This window comes from Mesorhizobium sp. WSM4837, from assembly GCF_055811435.1.
Genome location: NZ_JBVVQE010000056.1, coordinates 27,187 through 48,592, shown reverse-complemented (window position 1 = coordinate 48,592; position 21,406 = coordinate 27,187). Strand labels below are relative to the sequence as shown.

The following is a 21,406-nucleotide window of genomic DNA, read 5'->3' as shown; positions in this document are numbered from 1 at the left end:
CCGCACTCGATCACATGTCCAATGCTTCAGGTTCCTCCTTGCAAAATGGCTGGCATCCACACAAGAACTTGACGCACTCGAACCGGTTCATTCCCTGACCCGATGGGGACGTAAAACGCTCCACCATGCGATCGCTGGAGCCGATGCCCGCCCGCGTCGGGCGCACAAACTTGGGTACACTGGCAGCTAAGCACCTAGCAGCGCACCATATAATGCGGTTTGGTCATCAGGATTATCAATTTTCCACGTCTGGTCCGCACAATCCAAAACAAGTAAACTGTCAATCTTTACAGCAGTTTCCGGAGTTATCTCCATTAACATTCTGTCACCTACGTGCGAAAATCCAATCTTCGTATTTTTTCGAAGTGAACGCGTGTTTGCTGGACGAATCGATCCAGTCACTTTCTTAACCTTCAATCGCTCGAAGGCAAACTGGACTACTGCCCTGCCAGCCTCGACGGCGATCCCCTTCCCCGAGGCCGTAAGGTGGAGGCAAGTTACGATTTCTACATTATTCGAGACGTGGGACAGATTGGGGCCGCTGCAAATCAATCCGCAATAGCCAGCGAATTCTCCGGTTTGGCTTTTATCCTTGACGAACACCATCCATAAGCCGAAACGATTGAGCTGCCAATGATTGATGAACTGAAGCAGTGCAGCTTTCGACTGCTCTATCGTCGGATAGACTCCATCGCCGATGGCGTTCACCACGAACGGATCGTTATGAAGTCCATGTAAAAGAAGCTCGTCGCTATGCGACGGCGGCTTTAAGATAAGACGCGACGTTTCTAGGATGTACATGAGAGCTCCAGTTGTCTCGCTCCTACAGGCGTTTGCCGATCAGGCGCTGTGCGCGGTGATTATCGGCGATGGCCGTTGGGCTTACCTCCCCGCAGGCATTCTCGACCTCGGCACCGCCCGATTTGTGACAGTTCGTCCGCGCGTTCGTGTTGTCAGGTGTGATGCCCATGGATCCCGGCTCGGTGATGAGATCGGCACTCATGCCGGCGACAAGGCGCGTGGCTGGCATCGAGAATCCCGCCTCGATGCCCCCTACGTGGTCAGTGACATGCTTTCGCAGTCTATCCCTCATAGCAATTGGGCTCAATTGCCCGCCTCCACCGTGATGAGCAGACCTTCGGCCTGCTTGGCGACCAGCGAGGGCACGGTCATGAGTGCGGCGACAGCATTTTCCGTGGGTTTGATCATAGAAACATCCGCTGCTGCGTTCGGGAGGTACCCTGCATCGAACGTGCCAGAGTAAAACATCAAGCAAAGCAACGGAAGGCAGGTTTACGATCCTGTCGAGTATCCGACATTGAGAGCCGAAACCTTGCACCGGCGCCGATTTGCACGTAGTCGTACTTTTCGACTTCATAGCGTTGCAGGCGCTCTTGGCACTTTCCACACGGTCGTCATCGAGGAATGGCCTCCGCGCCGAGTGTCGATCCCTTGAAAAGGAATTTCCGTTGCGCAGCTGACTAGCAGGCGTCGCGCATGATCGGGCCAGCCGCGTGTGCGCTTGGCGAACGTCTTGAGCTCGGCTCGGCCTCGCGGCGAAGGCCAATGAGAACGCAAGGTGGGACGACATCGGTTCCACGCCAGCAACCCTGGTTTATGGACTGCAGCACGCAGAACGGCTCTTGCCATTCCTCGCTGCGCAGGCTCGCTGACCGCGTCAAAGACTTGAACGATTCATCCTACGGCAAGAGTTTATCCATCCTGCGGATGCATTGCATCGAAACAATCAATATTACGAAGAGTAACGTCCATGAAAAGAAGCCGCTTCGGAAGGCGGCGCATACAAGGAGGTGTCTCGTCGATGAAGGCGAAATTCCCTCTATGCAAACTTGATCGGCTCCCTTTCTTCATATCACGAGGCAGGTGCCAGCTAGAGTCGGTGCAGACACAGCGGTGAATGCACCGCGCTTGTAGGGCTGAGGTAGCCGTTCGCCTGCGTCGTTGACTATTCCTGTCCAAAACGCTTCCTCCATTGGAAATTGAGAAATGAGTCCATCTCGGCGTACAGCATTTATCACCGGTATCACCGTCCAGCACGGCGCGCTGCTTGCCGAACTGCTGCTTTCGAAGGGCTACATGGTGCATGGCCTGACGCGGCGAGCGTCGCTGATGGGATACCCAGCGGATCGACCACCTTTATCAAGCTCCTCATGAGGACCATCCCGACATGGTCCTGCATTACATGACGGATGCGACAAACCTGATCCGTCTTCGGCAGGAAACGCAACCCGACGAAATCTACAATCTGGCTGCGCAAAGCCACGTTCAGGTCTCCTTCGGGACCCCGCAACACCGCCAAATGCCAATGCGCTCGGCACGCTGACGGCTGCTGGAAGCGATCCGCATTCTTCGTCTTGAGACAAAAACGCGGTGCTACCAGGCATCAACTTCCGAACTCTTTGGTTCGGGCCAGGGTGTCCCGCAGCAGGAGACCACTCCGTTTTATCCACGCTCGCCCCTATGCGACGGCGAAGCTCTACGCCTACTGGATCACCGTGAACTACCGCGAGGCATACGGCTCTGTGCAAGCACCGGCATACTGTTCAATGAGGGCCGACGTTCGGCGAAACTTTCATCACGCGCAAGGTGACGCGTGCGGTGGCTGCGGTCATGGCCGGCAACAGGACTGCCTCTATCTCGGAAACTTGGAAGCAAAGCGCGACTGGGCTCGGCGCGCGACTATCTCGAGAGCATGTGGCACATCTTGCAGCATCACGAACCTGACGATTTTGTGCTCGCGACTCGCGAGACGCATTCCGTCCGCAGCTTTGTCGAGGCTGCCTTCAGGCGAGTCGGAAGGAGATCGTCTGGGAGGGCGAAGGCGTAGACGAGGTGGGACGCGAACGCGGGAGTAACCCACCGCTGATCCGTATAGACAAACGTTATTTCCGTCCGACCGAGGTTGACCTGCTGATCGGCGACGCCTCCAGACTAAGGCGCCACCAAGCTCGGTTGGAAGCCAAAAAACCACCTTCGACAAGCTCGTCTCGGAAATGGTCGATGCCGATTGCCGCGCCTACGGGATCATGCTTTCGTGACGTGAAAACACGGATGACTTGGCGGGCAGGTTCATCTTGCCGTAGATCAATCCGCATTCGCACGCCCGCCCTCTCGGGCAGTCCCGGCATCCAGCCAGGTCCGGTCGTTTGGGTCGGCAAATTCACACATCCTGCGAAGCAGAAAACCATCCGCTCCATTCATGCGATCGACGATTTCGCAAAAAACTGGCCTTCAAACAGATCGGAGTAACCACCCATAGAAGGTTGCCCAATACGTGACGTCGTTCAAAATCCATGGAGCAAAGGGTAAACAGGTAACGTCGCCGTTTGGAAGAACAACGTTCCGATACTGTCGTTCGTCCACGCAGGTCAACGCTGCGTCCACTGGCTGCCGTGGTTCTAGCATCTTGAGGTCGACGTTCCGCCCCTGCTGGTCACGGGTCGTGCGCGAACAAGTGCTTCGGCAGATGATGAGACCATGTCGGGATGAACCTCGCCTAAAACCATAGATTTCTGCGTCGACGAGTTGACGAACCAGATCGCGATACTTGTCTCGGACAAGGGGGCTGTTCATGTGGGTGCCATCATAGAAAACATGGACCACGAATAGGCCCAAGCGCAGGGGTTGCAGGCGTTGCAGATCCTGCCCGTTCATTCCCACCAGCGTCGTGAAAATCCTGATGCCGTGGCCTCTGGGGCGTGCTCCACCATTTCGGTACAGTCCGGATTGAGCCAAGGATCGGAGTACCCCGCAAAGCCAATGTCGACGGAAGTGGGTACGCGCGCCAGACACCGCTTGAAATCCTCAAGACCTGGATGCTTGGCATGAGAGACTTTTCTTTGCTGGTCCGCGAGCTTGTCCCGCGGACAATATGAACATCCCACGATGCATCCCGTGGTCGTCGTTATCTTTAAAAACCTGCCGGCTGGGATTGCTGACCGAAGTTCCGGCAAAATCACTGGTAATGACTCCTACCTTCTTACATCCTGCGAAGCGCCACGACAGTCTGCTTTGGCCTTCTTGACACCGCCTGCTAAGCCCACTGAGGCAACGCGGCCATCTAGCCTAAGCAGCCGGCTCCAAATTTTCCGAGCGTCGCTTCACAAACTTCGAGCGCATCGGCCCCAGACCGCATCGCATCTGTCTAGCATCAGCCATCGCGGAACATGCAGCCCTAACCGTTGATCGCGGAGGCGCCGCCGAGATGCGCGTACAGCACCCTTGATCCGGCCGGAAAGGAGCCTTTCTGGATGAGGTCGATCATCCTTTGCATCGATTTACCTTCGTAGACGGGGTCCGTAATCATCCCCTCAAGCCGCGCATACAGGCGAATGGCCTCCTTGGTTCCTCGGACGGACTGCCATAACAGGGGCCCGCGTAGTCATCGAGCAACACGACGTCATCTTGGACGATCTCCGTTCCGAACTTGATGAGCGCCGCTGTATGTTGGGCAATGCCAAGCACCTGCGCTCCGGTCTGTGCGGGGGTGGCGGAGGCGTCGATTCCGATCACTTTGCGCTGTCGACCGTCCTCGGCGAACCGACGAGCATGCCGGCCTGCGTAGAACCGGTGGCCGTGCAAGCCACGATGTAGTCGAAGGCCCAAGCTGTTTTTCCTGATCGCGCACTTCCTCTGCGAACTCCACATAGCCAAGGCCGCCATTCGGGTGAACTGCCGCCTTGACTTCGTAGACTGCTTTTCCCAGCTGCGGCTGATACCAATGTCAAAGCCTTCGTCTACCAAATGCATCTCTGCTCCTATGAGGCGGCTCAAGAGAATGTTGCCGACTCGGTCGTAGACGACATCCTCATGTGGTACCCAGCTCTCCTGGACCAGCAGACATTTCATGCCGGCCTTGGCGGCGACCGCAGCGACCATGCGCGTGTGGTTGGACTGCACGGCGCCGACGGTGACGAGCGTATCGGCATTTAACGCGATCGCGTCGGGAACGATGTATTCGAGCTTGCGCAGCTTGTTTCCACCGAAGGCGAGACCAGAGTTGCAGTCCTCGCGTTTGGTGTAGATTTCCACCTTGTCCCCGAGAAGCTTTCCGAGGCGCTCGAGCTTCTCGATGGGTGTAGGCCCGAAGGTGAGCGGGTAACGCTCGAAATTTTCCAGCATGTTTTCTCCGGCGGCACGGGATCGAGCTGAACGAGCGACGCAGAGCTGTTTTGCAAGAGGCCTATTTGATAGTGAGGTCGGCTGCGTTCGGATGTTCCAACAGAGCGCCACTGTTATGTTTTCCGGCGCTTCGTTCTCCTTCGAGACGAGCAACCCGCGTGCCGTGCGATTCACTACCATTGTCAGGAGAACCGAACCTGCATTCCCTTGGTGTTAGAACGATGAGAATGCCGTCGCCTTCGACCATACTAGGCAACCATGACCTCAATAATCAAACTTGAACAAAGTGATGAATCTGGGCTCTGATCTTGTTACAGCGCCTCAAGGGAGGAGCAACGATATGCCGAGCGTTTGATTGCGCCGGGGCACGTCTTGAGTATCATTCCTATGCTCATCATCGTCGCGCGACTGGTACCGAACTTCCTGGGACCTATCGAAAACAGACCCGTGCTCGGCTTTTCCGGCGCAGCTGGATCGCCAAATCAGAAAGAGCACACTTGCGAAATAGCCCAGCTGAAGAAGTAGCGAACAGCCCAGCGTCGTGACGACTGCTAGACGGAACGAATAATGCGAGGCGAAGTAAACCGTCACAGCGTTGCCGCACAGGACGAGCCCGAGGAACCGGCAAAATGTGATGAAGCGCAATGCCGTTCTCCTGATTTGTCTCGTCAAATCATGCAACTCATGTTGCGATCTGGTCGGCCGCGACATGGGTCTGGCAGTTTTTCGGGCAGACGCGGCCGCAGGCTCCACAGCCAATGCAGCGGCCGGCATGGTCGACAACCATGATCATGCGATTGAGCTCACCATCGAAGTCGTCGTCACCGCCGTCGCAGGCGCCGAGGATTTCCCCCGCGTCATCGACGCCGTAAAGATGCATGACCTCGCGCGAGCAGACTTTGAGACAGCGGCCGCAGCCGATACACATCTTGCCATCTATAGCGATCAAATATTCCGGCACCCATATGGAGCCGTCGCGGGTGATGAATTCGCCCTTCATCGTAAAGTCTTCATTTTCGCGAGCTCTCTCCTGGCACCATGCAACTCCGCATAAACGGCGTGCGCTTTCTCGGCCACTTCCTCTATCTCAGTCCATTTCACCGGAAGACCCTCGGCAAGGTCGCGCAAGTTCGTCTTAGCAATTGCTGCGCGCAGTTGAAGCTTTCGGACCTTTTTCACCATCTGATCCAAGTTTGACATGATCCTTCCTTGAAAATCGGTCTTTTCACGCTCGCACGACATGGCAATAGGCATAGCTGCAGTCGCGTCATCGACCAGTTTGGTTCCGGAATCCGCAGTTCCGGAAAGTCTCGAGGCCCAAGCGGCGGACGCCTCGACAGAATGAGCAACTGCCTGCCCGCGAAAAGCACGCGCCCGAAGCCCAGAAACTTTCACCTTGCGGGCACTTCATCAGGCCTGAGCAAACCCTGCTGCGGTGAAAACGTAGAGCCTCCATCACGTCCCGATCCGGATCGCACATGATTGGATCTCACGCCGCAGTTCCTTGGTGACGGTAAAGCCGCCAGCAGCTCGGTCCCCGATTTAGCATCGGATAAGCCGCAGGAGGCATTGGTCAAACAGGGGCAAGACGCTCGCCGTCCTTGTTTACGGCAGGCCAGGCGCTGCGTGAGAGATTTCGTTTCCTCAATTCCAATCCTCGTCCGCAACCGAGGATTTCTGCTTTCGGGTACGCCGGGTTCGGGCACACCTGCGCAACCGCGGGCTGGCGTGGGAGGCCCCATTCCACGCAATTGACGTCTTCGTGGCCGATCTCGAACACTTCCTGGACTGTGTTGACTTCCAAGACATGCCAAATTCGGCTCGAACTTCTCCTCCGCGCCGTATCCGCTTGTTGGTCACTAATGTCTGAGCCTTTACTTGCAGCAAACGATCCCCCCCTCTGCTGCCTGGGCATACTTCCTGCGGGCGCGCCGCCGCAGAAAACTGGGATTGAGGGTTCAATTCCAGGTGTGGTTCCTTTGTGATCTTTGCTCATCAGGCGGCTGCGCTTTGACTTTCCGGAGCCTTATTTTGCGGAACCACGCAAAGATCCGCGGAACAGGCGTTCTCACCCGTGTAGTTGGCCAAGGCTTGGAGCAAGGGGGTAAGGTAGTACTGTTTGATGTGGTCCGGCATTGGCTTCGGAAAATCGAGCGATTTCAGCGCGACGTCGATCAGCTCGATCGCGCGAACCTTGTTGCCACACTCGTAGTGGTACTGAGCGACCGGAACGTACCAAACGAATTTAAGGGGGCCGTCGCTTTGTGGGGAACTCAGTGCCAAGATCTGTTCAGACAGCTCCTTGCCCATTGCGAAGCGCTCAGTATGGGGAAGATGGGAGTTGTTCGTCGAGGGATCGAAGAGTTGTTTCAGGGCCATTACCATCCAGGACACGGCCTCAAACTTCTTGTCGATAGCGTCCTCGACCAATTGGCGCATAACTGGCAAGCCGGTCTCCATGTCGCACATCTTGTGCAGCAGAAGATCCACATGAGTATGCCGGAACGCGTAATTGTCTGGCATTAAGGCTAGGCCTCCTTCGACGGCCGAGAGCGCCGCCTTCCAATCCTCCGCCTGCATGGCCGGCTGGAGTTCGGCGTATATCGGTTCGGTCAGCGCCAGTTCGCGCGCTGTGCGCTGATTCCTAGCGATCCGCCCTTTGTCGGCGGCTTTCGCTTCATCGCTGCTGCGCCAGCTTCCTTCTATAACTCTGGGTAAAACGTCATCGAGATCCACCGAGTGTCCGATGAATGCGATGCGTCCGTCGCGGTCCACCAGGAACGAGGCAGGAATCCCGAGAGAAGAACTCGCCTTCATCCATAGTCTGTTCATTTCGCCTGTGTAATCGAACGCGATCCGATAATTTAGATTGGGGAACCTCTGAATCAGCCAAGCATCCAAGCTCGTCCGCGTCTCCTCCGCGGTGGGGCCCTCTTCGCTAGCCGCGACTCCGACGACCGCAAATCCGCTGGTTTGATATTTGTCCTGTAGCTGCATCAAATGGGGCATCGCCGCCACACAAGGTCCGCACGCAGTCGCCCAAAACTCAACAAGGTACACCTTGCCGGGTTGAAAGTTGGTGAGGGGCTTGCCACGCAGCCAGCCTTTGACTTTGATCGGAGGAGCGGGGGATTCAATCCGCAACACCATGTTATTCTCCAAAGCTTTTCCCACACCTTGTTGGCGTCTATGAGCAATCTGACTCTACCCTCAGGAACGGAACACACCTGAGCCCATCACTCGTGTTGCTTATTCTCATGCGGGTCAGCTCACCCACCATCGCCGCACCTCAACTAGCAAAGGCCGTGCCAGCACGCCTGGCGCGCAGCAAATGCTTTATTGGCTTCAAAAGTCCAACAGGCCCAACACGGCGATGTTTCGAACCCGACATGTTTTCAGCCGGCTGTAAGCTTTTGGACACGCATCACTCATGTGTCAGTCGCTTTAGGACAGCGAAGACGTCCGCTGTATTGCCGACTGTAAGATTGGCCTCGCCTAGTGGAGCAGCAGCACTTCGGCGCCCGGCTCGAAGAGCTGGTAACCCCACGACTGGCTCGCGCATGCGACTGCCTGCCGGCCGGCTCATGGCTGACCTCTTCTCCTAGCGCCGGGGTCATGAGGGCCAGGCCATCGAGTTCGAGCTGCCGCGGGTGCTGCGTAAGCTGTTTGCCTAGACGTCGGACGCCGCATGCACGTCCCATATTTTTCGTGAGCGAGCTTGGGAAGGTTTCTGGTAGGTGGTACGCAGTTCAGGCATTCGCCTCTGCTCCCGCAGGAACGGTCAGCGCCCCGAGCCGGGTTCCGAGTTTCCTTGAACTAGTCCCAATCACTTGCCTCACCCGATCCAAACACGACACGCATCGCCACGGGCGGGAGCCCTTCACTCCACCGACCCATCCATGGGCGTCAAGACCACTGCGCAATTCGGAGTGAGCAACGTAACACGGCCTTTACCGCCGTAGCGCAAATGCACCCTCGCAGAATTATGCAGTGCGCCGGTTCAGTCATGAGACTTGGGAGAAGGCTGGCCTTCGCTGCAGCGAAGCCAGAATCACTACTTGGATGCCACCGCCAATGATCCGCCGTCCGTCATATCCCGCTGCCCATCTCTTCTGCTACGGTGTCGGACCAGCTCTTTACAGAGGTAGGGCTGATGAAACTGGGATGCTCGGGGTTGGCGCGCGGCGCGCGCCCCAGAAGGCTGTCGAGGATGCGACGCGCTCGCCAGGCCAGCAGGCTTAGATTCGGATCAGCCAGCCCACGCTGTCCTAGGCTCGCGTTTTGTACGAAGATGCGTCTGTCACGCGGTCCGTCCCAGCACACCGAAAAATCTTCGCGAATAGCCAATTCGTTGTCGCTCTTTTCCAGCCGGTTCGCCATCGGTTCCAAGAAGCCTGGCACCGCGCTCTCGTAACCGGTGGCCAGGATGACGATCTCGGCCGTGACTTCTTCGACCTCCTCCATGCCGTGCTGCAGGGTGAGTCTGTGGCCCGCGCCGGCGTTGATGCAGTGCGAGACAGTGCAGCCCGGCCGCAGTGTGAGATCGCATCGGTTTGGCTCTAGAAACGCGTGGCGGTATAGCGCCTGATAGGTCGCGCGCAACATGCTTTCCGAAATGCCGTCCGAAGCAAGCACGAAGCGCCGCAGGAACAGCTTGCGCTGCGGCTCGCTCATTGCCGAGAAACGATCCGAAAAGCAGGGCATGAACAACTCGTTTGTGAACGGGCTGTTGTCGATGGGCAGGTAGTTTTCGCGCTGCGAGACCCAGGTTATCGAGACAGGCCGCCGTTCTTTTGGCAGACCAACAAGGTGCAACAGCACCTCGGCTCCGGACTGTCCCCCGCCGACCACGCAGACATGCTTTTTGTGCACCTCAGGATGAATGTGCAGCAATTCAGATGAGTGGAACAGATTGCGTCCAGTCCAGCCCTGAAACTGCGGCGGAATATGCGCCTGCTTGCCAATGCCGACCACGACGTTTCTGGCGCCGAGAATCGCCTTATCGGTGCGCACCCGAAACTCGCCGTCAAAGCGGATTTCGCGCACCGTCTCGCCGCCGCGGACAAGCGGGTTCCTGTAGAAGGCCCAGTTCAGGTATTGCTCGAACTCAGCTCTGAGCACGGCTTCGAACTGTGCATTCAGGAAGTGGTACAGACGCCCGTTCTCATGCAGGTAGTTCACGAAAGTGTAGGCTGATCGCGGGTTTACCAGCGTGACCAAATCCTTGAAGTGGCTGACCTGGAGCTCCGAGAAATCGAATGCGCTGCCTGGGTGCCAGCGGAAGTCGACTTGCCGATCCAAGAACAGTGCCCCTTGCCCAATTTGCTCGTGCATCTGGCACGCAAGGCTCAAATTAGACGGCCCAGCCCCCACTCCAACGCAAGAGAGTTCCACTTGCCTTGCTCCTATAGGTGTTTCCCAATTAGGCGATGTTCACGGCGAATATCGGCCATGGCCATTGGGCTTACTGTCCATGCGGGCATTCTCGACCTCGGTGCTGCTGGATTTGCTAGAGTTTGATCGCGCTTTCGTATTGTCGGGTATGAAGCACCATGGATCCCGGCCAAGTGATGAGATCGACACTCATGTCCACGACTTGTGAGCGTGGACGGGATCGACGTATCTCCGCCCGCCTTGGATGATCGCGTCTCAGTCAGCGAGATGCTTTCCGACGTTATTCCGTGTTTTAATCGGGCGAAGTCGCCCGCCTCCACCATGATGCGCCGACCTTTGACCGACTTGGCTATCAGCGAGGGCGCGGTCTCGAATGCGGCGACAGCATTTTTCCCTGAGCCTGCTCATAGGAGGGCATCCGCTGATGTGTTCGGAAGATCCTCTGCATCAAACGTGCCAGAAGGAAACTTTCATGAAACAACGGTTAGCGGGTTTGTGATCCTGTCGGGTATCCGACAATGAGGGGGAAACCTTGCGCCGGTGGCCGATTTGCCGCGTCGCCGTCCTCTTGCCAGGAGCCGGTAGCTAATAGGGCAGCTCCGCATCGGAATTTTCTCTTAGGACGGCCAGCAACCCAGGTTCATAGACTGTGGCGCGGAAAAAGGCTCTTGCCACTCCTCGCGGCGGAAATCTGAAAAGACGCCTTCGGAAGCCGGGGGCCGCAGGAGGTCTCTCCCGTCTTGCGGAAGATGGAGGCGAGATCCGGATTTTGAGACGCAGAATCCAGCTAAAGACGGTCACACAGCTATGTCGAGGCCGTGCCCCATCCTGCAGCACCACGAGCCTGACGGTGCTCGCGACCAGTGAGACGCATTCGGTCCGCAGCCTTGTCGAGGCTGCCTCCAGGCGGGTCGGGAAGGAGATATTCTGGGAAGGCGCGCAGGTGTTGACGAGTTGGGCCGCGAACGCCGGAATAACCAGGCGCTGATCCAAATAGACAAACGTTGTTTCGGGCCATTCGAGGTTGACCTGCTGATCGGTGATGCCTTCAAGGCGGCCATCAAGCTCGATTGGAAGCCGACGACTACTTTCGATGAGCTCGCCTCGTAAATGATCGAGGCCGACTCCCGCGCGTACGGGATCACGCTCGCGTGACTCGAAAAACGCAGTGATTTCGCCGGGCATTTGCAGTCCAAAGCAGCATTCGCCGGCCCGCCTCTCTCAGGCGGTCGGCCGGCACCCAGTCAGCACCCGGTCGTTTGGATCGGCAAATTCACACATCCTACAGAGCAGAAAACCATCCGCTCCGTTCATGCGATCGACGATTTCGCAAAAGACTGCGCTTTTAAAGAGATCGCCGTATTCGTCGCATAGAAGGTTGCCCAGTACGTGACGCCGCTCGAAATCCATGGAGCAGAGAGTAACCTCGCCGTTTGGAAGGAGAACATTCCGATACTGTCGTTCGTCCACGCATATCAGCCCTCCGACGACTGGCTGCCGTGGTTCTACAATCTTAGGATCTACGCTTCCACCCCTGCTGCTCACCGGTCGCGCGCGAACTAGGGCTTCGGCAGGGATAATGTCGACGATATCGGGATGGGCCTCGCCCAAAACCACGAATCGAATTGATGGGATGTCGGCGTCGACGAGTTGCCCAACAAAATCGCGATACTTGTCTCCAACAAGGCGGCTATTCATGTGGGCGCCATCATCAAAAACATGAACCACGAATACCCCCAACCGCAGCGCCTGCAAGCGTTGTAGATCCCGCCCCTTCATTCCCACAAGTGTCGTGAAAATCCTGATGCCATGGCCTTTGGCGGAAGCGTGCTCGACCATTTCGGTGCAATCCGGATTGAGCCATGGCTCAGAATACCCGGCAAAACTAATGTCGACGGAGGTTGGTACGCGCGCCAGACAGCGCTTGAAATCTCCAAGACTAAGATACTTCGTATCAGATACTTTTCTTTGCCGGTCAGCGAACTTGTCCTGCGGACAATATGAACATCCCACGATGCATCCTGTGGTCGTCGTTATCTCCAAAACTCTGCCGGCTGGGATAGCAGAGCGCAGTTCCGGTAAAATCATTTGCTACTGACTCCCACTCGTCTGGTCATGCATAACGTCCAGCATGGTGTCTTTGGCTTCATGACACCGACGGTCAATACGTTCCGAATGAACCCAGCCATCTCCGACTGGGCAGCAGTCAACGGCCGGCTTCCTCAATCTGCCGAGCGAACTATCAACGAACTTTGGGCACATCGGCGCGGCAGCGCGGCGCAACCGCAATGTCGCGCGTCAGCCATTGCCAAAGGTGTAGCAGTGACCGTTGAGCGGGCGCGCCGCCGAGATGGCGTAGCAGACCATCAATCGTCTCGCGCGTTCTCATGCGGTCAGCCCCCACTCAATGGTGCCGCATCTCCAGCAAAGGCCGTGCCAGCGCGGTTAGCCGCAGCAACTGCATGAGTAGGCTTCGAGAAACCTCTCGCCCAAGGCGGCCGGTTTTTTTGGACCAGACATGTTTTTTTGTCGCTGTCAGCTTTTGGACATGCCCTGCCGTTGGTTCCAGGATGCGCGCCTCAAACTTTCCACGACTGACCTCTCCGACCGCTGAAGATTGCGCGCTGATAGCGCACACCTGGCGCGTCGGCGCCTTGGTCGCACTGACCTATCGCGCGGCGGTGGACGACCGGATGCGCTTTGGAAAATCCAATACGGTCGGAGCCTACTTCGGGCTTACGCCCAAAATATCAATCCGGTGAAACCGATCGAGACGGTGGTGTAGCAAGGTCGGCGATACCATGGTGCGAACCGGGCGCTTTGAAGCGGCGCACATCATGCTCAAAGCGGGCAACCCGCTTCTCGAGCCTGAAAGACTGGGCGCTCTCCGTGGCGAAACGTCGGGCGCATGGAGCGCGCCAAGGTGGCCCTTGCCCGCTAGTTGGGCATCGTGCTCCATCGCATGTCGGTGGAAGCTACCGAATTCCGTTCAGCAAGGCTGCCAGTGATGGCATAGGAGATGAGGATTTGTGCGAGCCGAACGGCTCTCCTGAGGGTCCGCGTCGCCGGGACGAGAGCCTGGCAAAGTCGCGTGTAGTGCTGTGAATGCTTCGGCAAACCACGTGCTGTATTGCCCAGATAGATTGTGCTGCCGACCCAACGCGTCGATATTGTCGCGGCGAGCCTATCCTCGCTACGCAGCGCAAGTGTTAGACGCACACGCTCGTCGAGCGGGGACGATCTGCTCGCGCGTCCCCCTGATTACAGCCATGAAGGCGAGCGAACAATTGCAAGAGGCACAAGCTACCGGCGCCATCGATCGTAACGATTTGTCTTATTCGAGCTCGACTGGTGTGGCGTTCCAGTCGGGTGGGGTCTGCCTGAGAATGTTGCGAACGAAGAAGTCCAGGAGTTTGCGCTTAGTATAGATGCCTGGCGCGCCGTGATCGGCACCAGGCACATAGACCATGTCGAAATCTTTGCCCGCCTTGATGAGCCGGTCGGCAAGCTGGAACGTGGAGGACGGGTCGACATTGTGGTCCATTTCGCCGACGACGAGCATCAGCCTACCCTGCAGCCTGTAAGCATTGTCGATGGCGGAGGATTGGGAATATTCAATGCCGACTGGCCACCCCATCCACTGTTCGTTCCACCAGATCTTGTCTATCCGGTTGTCGTAGCAGCCGCTGTTGGCGACCGCGACCTTATAGAATTCGGGATGGAAGAGCAGCGCGCCCACCGCGCTCTGGCCGCCTGCGGACCCGCCGAAAATGCCGACATTGGAGATATCGTACCACGGATACCTCGCGGCGGCCGCCTTGTGCCATAGAATGCGATCGGGAAAGCCTGCGTCATTCAGATTTTTCCAGGCAACGTCATGAAAGGCGCGCGAGCGGTTGTTGGTACCCATGCCATCGATCTGCACAACGACGAAGCCCAGCTGCGTGAGCGGCTCTGTCCGCCTTGAGAAGGATTTTGGGACAAAGGAGCCCTGGGGCCCGGCATAGATATTCTCCACCACCGGGTACTTCTTCTTCGGATCGAAATTGGCGGGCAGGTGGATGACGCCCCAGATATCAGTCTTGCCGTCGCGCCCCTTGGCTTGGAAGCTGAGTGGAGGCTGCCAGCCGGCGGCGACGAGCTCGGAGATGTCGGCGGTCTCCACCTGCATGAGTTTGGCATTGTCGCCGGCGCGGTAGAGCATCATGCGCGGCGGTAGATCGATGCGTGACCAGAGATCGACGTAATAGCGGCCGTCAGGAGAGAACTCGATATGGTGATTGGCCGGCTCGGGCGTGAGCTCAGTCAGCCCCTTCCCGTCGAAGCCGATGCGGTAGCCATGGACGAAGTAGGGATCCTCCCCCGGGTTCATCCCGCTCGCCTCGAACCAGATCTGGCGCTTGACCGGATCGACATGGTTGACCCCCCGGACCACCCACTCACCGAAGGTGATCTGGTTCTTGAGCGCGCCCGTCTGGCCGTCGAACAGATACAGGTGCTCATGCCCATTGCGCTCGGACGCCCAGATGATCTCCTTCCCGTCGTCGACATCGTAACGAAAGACTTTCCCGGTACCGTGCTGGTTCATCACCAGCAGCCGGTAATCAACGAAGGTCGTGCTGGTCTCTTCGATCAGCGAGCGTGCGCGCCCTGTGCGGGCGTCTACCTCGACCAGCCGATAGAGCTGATGGCCGCGCTGGTTATATTCGAAAGTGAAGCCGCGACCGTCTGCCCACCATTGGAGAGCGGAAAGTTTGAAGGGTTGGAGAACAGGGCGTTGTCGATCACGATCTGGCGGCGGGCGGCAATGTCGAACAGGACCGGCTGGGGCAGCGGAAGGACATCGCCCGGCTTGGGATAGACCATTGCCGAATATTCGCGCTGCAACCGGTCCGTCGACGAATTGAGGTAGGGGACCACCCGGTTGAAGCCGGGGCGAACACGGTAAGCCGCGAGGTGGCGCGAGTCCGGCGACCAGCTCAGTGTCGAAAAGACGTAGTAATTGCCCTCGGATCCATCCCGGCTCAGCGCAACATCCTGCAATCCGTCATTGCTGCGCAGGAAAACATTGTGGTTCTTGATATAGGCGATCCATTTGCCGTCGGGCGACGCGCTGCAGTTGTCGGGGTCGTTCTGCGCCGGCGGCGTGTATAGGTGGCCGAGCGGCCAAAGTTCCGGGTCGTCCGAATCCAATGTGGTGCTGGTACAGTCATAGCTTACAAGGTCGCAGCTCCACCAGGTGTCTTCAATCTGGAAGTCGAGCCTGCGACCATCCTCGGTCAGGTCGAAACGCTCGAAGGGAAGATCGTCGGCCTGATACCGCTTATGGCTCGCCCCGTTTAGCGCCGCCGCCAGACGGGCCTGATCGAAGGGCGGCCGCTTCACGCCCGTGGCGACATCGACCAGCATGAACTGGCGCTTGCCGTGGCTAGTCAGGCGGTAGACGAAGGCTTCACCCCCCGTCAGCCAGAAAGGCATTTCTGGGAGATTGACAGTGAGTCCGCTATAGCGGTCGTTTATGTTAAGTGCCCGCTCAAAATCGGCCGGCGCTGGCGGGGAATGTGCACCGTTCGAACCGTTGGGCAGCGTCTGAGTGGTTGCCGATCCCGATGCCCGCTGAACCAGTAGCCCGAGGGTCAAAGCGCCAATCTCGTCCATGTCTCTTACTTCTTTCGGTTTTCGGAATACGCATTTTGGATTTGGCTTCTCACGCCGGTCCGCAGCACCGCCGAGAGTCGCCTTGGAGGAGAGCCTCCAGGCGGGTGCAGCAGGGCCGCAGTCATCATCACAGAGAGTTCCTTGAGAACATCCAGGAACTGGTCGGGTGACCGATTCCAGAGTCGGCGTCCGCGCCAATAAGGGATCTTCGATGCCTACAATCAGGGAATTCTCAACGCCCGATCACACGTGACGATCACGGCCTCTTTCTTCTTCTGCATCTGGAAAGTCATGCTGTAGGACGCCGGATGTCGCGGCGGCAGAAATCATTGTGCACATGTCGACGCTCTCCGCATGAAGTCGGTCGGATGACACGAAGCAATATGCGCGCCAAAGGAAAAACCCGTTTAGATACAAGGCAACCGATCGAACCGGCTATGTCGCATGTCCGACATTCGTCGGGCGTCGGACAATGCCACCCGACATGTCGCGGGGCGTCAAATTGCCCCTCTTCCTCGACTGTGTGGCTAGACTTCCTGACGGGCAACATGCGTGCTCTAGGGAGTACTGCCCTAAGGGGCTCCTTCATAACCGGAGCCCTTCTCGCGGAGAAGTCCTGATCGCTAACGTGCTCGAATGGGAGCCCCCAGCCAGCCAATCCTCGTCGACGAAAGACCCCTCCGTAATCCCGCCCGCACCGAGGAGGCCCTTGAGGAAAATGCCAGTCGGATTGTGGATGGCATTGAAGAATACTTCCTCCGAGTGCGCATCGAGATGGTCATAGGTGAGTCACGAGAGCAGCGACATGCCGCTGGAATCGTAAAGGTTCTTCGATGCTTCGCCGGTACTGTACCAGTAGCGTGAGTCCACCCTCGAACGAAAAGACTCAGGCCGCCCCGGCTACCGACGCAGACTCGGCGATCACCGGCACCTCGGCAGCGGTGGCGCCCGCCGTCAGGCCAAAAAGCGCCACCTATGTCAAAAACAGTCGCCGCATCTTACCGGCACATCGCATGCCGACGACCTACCTCGAGTCCGCGGCCGGTGGTATCGCGCCCCGGAATCGCACGTACTCCCGCGTATCAGGATGTCTCGGCACCATGCTGTCTCTCCTCTACTCATGCGTCTGCAGCTATTTGCGCATGTTCCGTGCCAAATCTGAAATTATTCGGTTTCAATAGGATAGCTGCAAACCGCCGTGGCCATACCCGACATTGTTAGACTGCAGAAAAAGCGGAATGCGGGGGCGTGCCTTGCTGAGTGGCGTAAGTCGGCGGTGACGAAGCCGCTCGCGAGCGCGCCTCAACAGCGCTGAAGCGAGCGAGCGGCGTGTCGGTGGTCATCGATGCTCCCCGGCAGGGTCGGGTTGCTGATCTTCAACCTGAGTCGAAGGAGCCACCGATGAGACCACATGATGGACCAACGCTCCTCGTGGAGAAGACCCCTACGCTAAATTCGAGCTTTCTGAACGGCACTGCACGGCGGCTCTTCGTTCAGCTCAAGCGGCTCCGGCCAATTGCCGAATACGGGGTGGGCGGTCATGCATCTGTTCGAGCGGGAATGCTCGATGCAGCACCGTTCCACTGCGAGTCGCCTGGCGGCCATCTCCCTTCCCGGCCAACCGAACCGCTCCTGACTCCTCTGCTCGTAGCGATCCTGGCCTGCCGATCGAGGAAGCCCACCTCGCCGATCACCATCGTCTCCAGGCCTTCACCAGCTCGCACTCAAATTCCAACGCTCTCAGGTGCTCGCGGCCAGTTCGAGGCACATCCTATCCCATTTGCGCGGCAGTAGCGCTCAATCCTCTTCCGCACGAGCAACATATCGTCTCACCGCGAGGGCTTTGCGTTCGGTCCTGTCCAATGTCCGACAATATCGGATACGCAACGTAGCTGAGGCGAATTCATCACCTTGCGTTTGAACGGTTTTCACACTTGGCACGGTACATGCGCCGTGATTCGCAGACACGTCGCGGACCAAGGAGAAATCGTTCCATGATCACCTCGCCGAAAGCTGCCGCCGCGGGTCTCCCGGATCCAGCCAACGATGACGCTCAACTGAGGCCCGGCAACATGAAAACGGTTGCTCATCCGGCTCGGCGCCGCCCGCCCATCCACCTTCTCCCACCATGGGGTAGACTGAGACGCAGCGCCTTCAAAGTGAGGAACAATCACTTTGCCGCGAACCTTTCCTCCCGTTCTGCCACCACCGCCACCGTCGATGAAACTTCGGCCTGGCTGGCTGCGCAGGATAGTTGCGGCGGCCGCGCTCCATGATCCAAAACCGAAGCTTTGGGAATTCAGTTCCTGCCCCGCTTAGTTCCTATTTGTGTGTGCTATTCTGCCATGCGCCTAATGAGATTGTCCCACCTGCTGACCGCTCCTAACGTGGTTGTGATCAAAGCCAAGAGCTAGCAGTCAACAGGAGTGACCATCAAGAACATTATGAGCTTATCCATCCCTATGACCCAGAGGCTGTGGCGGCCTCCACGGAAAAGGCATTTCGCATGTCGCCAGAGGAACGGAAAGACCGTTTGGAGCGCAATGAAGAACAGTCTCCACGGCCACGATATCCTATCGATGGTGCCACGGCTTCTCTCAAAGCTCTAGGCGGCGGACTTGCCAGCATGAGGCTGATCGCGACCAAGTGAATCAGGGCAGCATTCCGGCCTCGCCGAGGCGTGGTTAATGTGCTGTGGTAACCCCGATGGCGAAGACCGCAGACCAACTACCCAGGTCGGTTGTAGCCGATTGTGCTGGCACGGGAGCGACGAACTTGCGGCTGCGGCCCCTCGTCAAACTAGTTGAGCCGATCCGCAATAAGGGCTCTCGTCGCCGGGTCCGTCGGTGTCGAGCATTCGACTGTCATCGCTTCGCTGATCGAGACCCCGTGTATTGAATATGTCGACCCACCCGGTTGGCGACATCGCTGATGTGCTAAGCAGCATCGACCTACACCGCACGCCAGATCTCAAGACGTTAGCTTGAGCACATTCCATATTAAAACAAGAGGAAAAAGACATGGGTGAGCTCTCTTGCAGTCGGCAGGTTCCTTCAAACGAGCGGCCACGACTGATTGTCGAGGGCGCTCACGCCGCACGGCAACATCAAATGCTGGCATCCATTGACCTGAATTTACTGTTGTCTCTTGAGGCGCTGCTGGAGCACCGCAACGTCACGCATGCGGCTCGGCACGTGCGCTTGAGCCAACCGTCGATGAGCCGAGCGTTGACAAGGCTGCGTGGCATTTTCAATGACGATCTTTTGGTTCGCGGCTCGAGCGGCTTGGTCCCGACGCCGCAGGCCGAACGGTTGGCCCGAATGCTGCCGCCGGTGTTGGATGCGCTCCGCGGGATGTTGAACCGCCAGGGGGGATGGCGATTAAAGACAATAATGCCGATACCCGACCATCAAGCCCTGATCTTGCTGCCGCCTCTCCTACCCCTGCTGCGCGAGCACGCGCCAAATCTCGACATCGTCACCGGCTCGTTTCTACGAATATTTAATACAATGAAGGCATGAACTGCATGGGCAAATGATCGATCAGATCGGGGTCAGGAAAACCAGAGTCAAGTTGAGAGCCCACGCAAGCTCGCTTTGCTGATTTGGACCTGATCCGCGCATCACCATACCGGCCCGCGGCACATGGAACGGCCGCAAATCAAGGCCTGACACATGACCGCACTCGATCACATGTCCAATGCTTCAGGTTCCTCCTTGCAAAATGGCTGGCATCCACACAAGAACTTGACGCACACAACTGCAGTTCGCGGCGGCGCTGTGGATCAACTACGCCCTTCAATTGTGTCGGCGGGCGCGTGGTCACGATGCAGTTCGCAACCGGGATGGCACATCGAAATTCGCCGCGTTTGGTGCGATGTAGGCTGCGGCCATCGCGACCAGTTCCTCTGCAGCCTTAAGATCAGCGCGATATTTTCAAGCGGTAGAGCAACTCGCCGACTTCGAAGCGCGTAGTGTCATAGACGTCGTGCCCGTCTCGTTCACGCCGAGATAGACACTTCCCGTCGTGTGGATGTCGAGCGCATGTCCGTCTACCCAACTGCCTCTAATCTGTCTCAAGCGTCCCGCATCGTTCTCCAACAGGTTGGCGATCAGATCGCGGCTGATCTCACGGCCAAAAGAAGCTCGACAGCTCACTGCGGGTGATCGGCTGGAAATAGGCGATCGTCATCAGCACCAGCGCCTCCGATTGCGACAGATCGCTGCTCTGTTCGCTCTCGCCTGACGCGACATGAATGGCATCGGCGTAGGCCGGCTACGGTGCTGCCAGCCGCCGGCGATCGCGACCAGATCGTAGGGCAGGCCGCGCAGCTCCTCGCGAATGTCGTCAATGAGCAGCTCGATGCCCCAATTCTTGCCGACGATGCGGGCGAGCGTCTCGCGGCCGACCGGCTCGCTCGCAGCAAAATCATCGCTTCCACCCGGTGCATCCATTCGCGCCAGCGCGCCTCTGCCGGCAAGTGTTCCAGCTCGCGATCGAACAACTCTTCCTCCGCCGTCCGCCCTCTTCGTTTCGGGGGACGCGTCGCCTATCGCATGGCGCGTGACCATCCTGACCGTATCAACCGGCTCGCCGTGCTCGACGTCCTGCCGACGGAGACAACGTGGGAGAGGCCGACGCGAGGCTCGTATTGGCATTCTGGCCATGGTCGCTGCTGGCGCAGCCCGAGCCGTTGCCCGAGCGCATCGTGTCCGCAGCCGCCGATGCCATCATTGATAATGCGCTCGGAGAATGGGGCTCGTCGCCCGACGCATTTTCCGCTGAAGTCCAAGCAGCCTATGTCGACGCCTTCGCGATCCCTACCACGTCCATGCAATCTGCGAGAAACATCGAGCGGCAGCGACAATCGACCGCGAGCACGACAGGGCGGATTGGGCCGGCGGCCGCCGGATTCCCCTGCTCGCCGTTTGGAGCGCCAACGGACCAATCGATACCTGGTATGCCGCAGAAGGCGGACCGATCGCGCTCTGGCGGGCCTGGGCGGATGACGTTCAAGGCAAGAAGCTTGAAGGCGGCCACTTTTTCCCGGAAGGAATTCCCGAACAGACGGCCGACGCTCTCGGCCGCTTCTTTAGCAATTAAAGCCGATAGGCAGAGGTGTCGAATTTGCTCATTGACACCATGCCTTTCCCGCAATTAGTCTCCGCGCCCATGAAGATGACACTCATTCTCGTAGTAGGAAAGCGCGTGG

General features: G+C 57.9%; 11 protein-coding genes and 7 pseudogenes. 5 read left to right on the top strand and 13 right to left on the bottom strand.

Annotated elements, in window-relative coordinates; genetic code table 11:
* Positions 1-186: 186 nt before the first annotated feature.
* Positions 187-801, bottom strand: coding sequence for a GNAT family N-acetyltransferase (locus AC0L3D_RS26565; RefSeq protein ID WP_473646309.1), 615 nt, complete (start codon positions 799-801; stop codon positions 187-189).
* A 22-nt stretch (positions 802-823) separates the two neighbouring features.
* Positions 824-1,030, bottom strand: a complete 207-nt coding sequence (locus AC0L3D_RS26560; protein ID WP_473646308.1) for a hypothetical protein — start codon at positions 1,028-1,030, stop codon at positions 824-826.
* Positions 1,031-2,007: 977 nt separating this feature from the next.
* Between AC0L3D_RS26560 and AC0L3D_RS26555 the strand changes: the two genes are divergently transcribed.
* The 3 genes and pseudogenes from AC0L3D_RS26555 to AC0L3D_RS26545 all read left to right on the top strand — a co-directional run bounded on the left by AC0L3D_RS26555 (position 2,008) and on the right by AC0L3D_RS26545 (position 3,270).
* Positions 2,008-2,175 carry a GDP-mannose 4,6-dehydratase gene (locus tag AC0L3D_RS26555; RefSeq protein WP_473646306.1) on the top strand — a complete coding sequence of 56 codons (168 nt, stop codon included), beginning with the start codon at positions 2,008-2,010 and terminating at the stop codon, positions 2,173-2,175.
* Positions 2,176-2,188: 13 nt separating this feature from the next.
* Positions 2,189-2,611 (top strand): annotated as a pseudogene (locus AC0L3D_RS26550) (GDP-mannose 4,6-dehydratase).
* Positions 2,568-3,270: pseudogene (locus AC0L3D_RS26545) on the top strand (GDP-mannose 4,6-dehydratase). The pseudogenes AC0L3D_RS26550 and AC0L3D_RS26545 overlap by 44 nt, the downstream one beginning before the upstream one ends.
* A 925-nt stretch (positions 3,271-4,195) precedes the next feature.
* On the opposite strand, the pseudogene AC0L3D_RS26540 reads toward AC0L3D_RS26545, so the two are convergent.
* From AC0L3D_RS26540 to AC0L3D_RS26505, 8 genes and pseudogenes are all read right to left on the bottom strand, one after another.
* Positions 4,196-5,142 (bottom strand): annotated as a pseudogene (locus AC0L3D_RS26540) (1-aminocyclopropane-1-carboxylate deaminase).
* A gap of 321 nt (positions 5,143-5,463) precedes the next feature.
* The gene (locus AC0L3D_RS26535; RefSeq protein ID WP_473646305.1) at positions 5,464-5,853 is read right to left on the bottom strand and encodes an exopolysaccharide production repressor protein; all 390 of its coding nucleotides are present in this window, start codon (positions 5,851-5,853) and stop codon (positions 5,464-5,466) included.
* Positions 5,825-6,142 carry a ferredoxin III, nif-specific gene (fdxB, locus tag AC0L3D_RS26530; RefSeq protein WP_473646304.1) on the bottom strand — a complete coding sequence of 106 codons (318 nt, stop codon included), beginning with the start codon at positions 6,140-6,142 and terminating at the stop codon, positions 5,825-5,827. Before fdxB ends, AC0L3D_RS26535 begins: the two co-directional genes overlap by 29 nt.
* Complete coding sequence (locus AC0L3D_RS26525; RefSeq protein ID WP_473480562.1) at positions 6,139-6,537, bottom strand: CCE_0567 family metalloprotein; 399 nt, start codon at positions 6,535-6,537, stop codon at positions 6,139-6,141. Before AC0L3D_RS26525 ends, fdxB begins: the two co-directional genes overlap by 4 nt.
* A 600-nt stretch (positions 6,538-7,137) precedes the next feature.
* Positions 7,138-8,292: a TlpA disulfide reductase family protein gene (locus AC0L3D_RS26520; protein WP_473646302.1), complete on the bottom strand. Its 1,155-nt coding sequence runs from the start codon at positions 8,290-8,292 to the stop codon at positions 7,138-7,140.
* A 939-nt stretch (positions 8,293-9,231) separates the two neighbouring features.
* A complete protein-coding gene (locus AC0L3D_RS26515) occupies positions 9,232-10,476 on the bottom strand; it encodes a lysine N(6)-hydroxylase/L-ornithine N(5)-oxygenase family protein (protein WP_473646301.1) in 1,245 nt (414 codons plus the stop codon).
* Between the two features lie 645 nt (positions 10,477-11,121).
* Positions 11,122-11,721 carry a hypothetical protein gene (locus tag AC0L3D_RS26510; protein ID WP_473646299.1) on the bottom strand — a complete coding sequence of 200 codons (600 nt, stop codon included), beginning with the start codon at positions 11,719-11,721 and terminating at the stop codon, positions 11,122-11,124.
* A gap of 36 nt (positions 11,722-11,757) precedes the next feature.
* Positions 11,758-12,624, bottom strand: coding sequence for a radical SAM/SPASM domain-containing protein (locus tag AC0L3D_RS26505; RefSeq protein WP_473646297.1), 867 nt, complete (start codon positions 12,622-12,624; stop codon positions 11,758-11,760).
* A 557-nt stretch (positions 12,625-13,181) separates the two neighbouring features.
* Here AC0L3D_RS26505 and AC0L3D_RS26500 point away from each other — a divergent pair.
* Positions 13,182-13,474: pseudogene (locus AC0L3D_RS26500) on the top strand (transposase); the annotation flags it as partial.
* 396 nt (positions 13,475-13,870) lie between these two features.
* Here the strand turns inward: AC0L3D_RS26500 and AC0L3D_RS26495 are convergent.
* Positions 13,871-16,194: pseudogene (locus tag AC0L3D_RS26495) on the bottom strand (S9 family peptidase).
* Between the two features lie 3,110 nt (positions 16,195-19,304).
* Here AC0L3D_RS26495 and AC0L3D_RS26490 point away from each other — a divergent pair.
* Positions 19,305-19,688, top strand: a pseudogene (locus AC0L3D_RS26490) (LysR family transcriptional regulator); the annotation flags it as partial.
* A 606-nt stretch (positions 19,689-20,294) separates the two neighbouring features.
* Here AC0L3D_RS26490 and scpB read toward each other — a convergent pair.
* Together scpB and AC0L3D_RS26480 are read right to left on the bottom strand one after the other, a co-directional pair.
* Positions 20,295-20,644: pseudogene (scpB, locus tag AC0L3D_RS26485) on the bottom strand (SMC-Scp complex subunit ScpB); the annotation flags it as partial.
* A 347-nt stretch (positions 20,645-20,991) separates the two neighbouring features.
* Positions 20,992-21,351 carry a hypothetical protein gene (locus tag AC0L3D_RS26480; RefSeq protein WP_473646296.1) on the bottom strand — a complete coding sequence of 120 codons (360 nt, stop codon included), beginning with the start codon at positions 21,349-21,351 and terminating at the stop codon, positions 20,992-20,994.
* Between the last annotated feature and the right edge of the window lie 55 nt (positions 21,352-21,406).

Excerpts from the sequence above, each read along its gene's own strand:
- AC0L3D_RS26565 (WP_473646309.1), bottom strand. The coding sequence starts at position 801 with ATGTACATCCTAGAAACGTCGCGTCTTATCTTAAAGCCGCCGTCGCAT.
- AC0L3D_RS26505 (WP_473646297.1), bottom strand. The coding sequence starts at position 12,624 with ATGATTTTACCGGAACTGCGCTCTGCTATCCCAGCCGGCAGAGTTTTG.
- AC0L3D_RS26535 (WP_473646305.1), bottom strand. The coding sequence starts at position 5,853 with ATGTCGCGGCCGACCAGATCGCAACATGAGTTGCATGATTTGACGAGA.
- AC0L3D_RS26510 (WP_473646299.1), bottom strand. The coding sequence starts at position 11,721 with ATGCCCGGCGAAATCACTGCGTTTTTCGAGTCACGCGAGCGTGATCCC.
- AC0L3D_RS26560 (WP_473646308.1), bottom strand. The coding sequence starts at position 1,030 with ATGCCAGCCACGCGCCTTGTCGCCGGCATGAGTGCCGATCTCATCACC.
- fdxB (WP_473646304.1), bottom strand. The coding sequence starts at position 6,142 with ATGAAGGGCGAATTCATCACCCGCGACGGCTCCATATGGGTGCCGGAA.
- AC0L3D_RS26555 (WP_473646306.1), top strand. The coding sequence starts at position 2,008 with ATGAGTCCATCTCGGCGTACAGCATTTATCACCGGTATCACCGTCCAG.
- AC0L3D_RS26515 (WP_473646301.1), bottom strand. The coding sequence starts at position 10,476 with ATGCACGAGCAAATTGGGCAAGGGGCACTGTTCTTGGATCGGCAAGTC.
- AC0L3D_RS26520 (WP_473646302.1), bottom strand. The coding sequence starts at position 8,292 with ATGGTGTTGCGGATTGAATCCCCCGCTCCTCCGATCAAAGTCAAAGGC.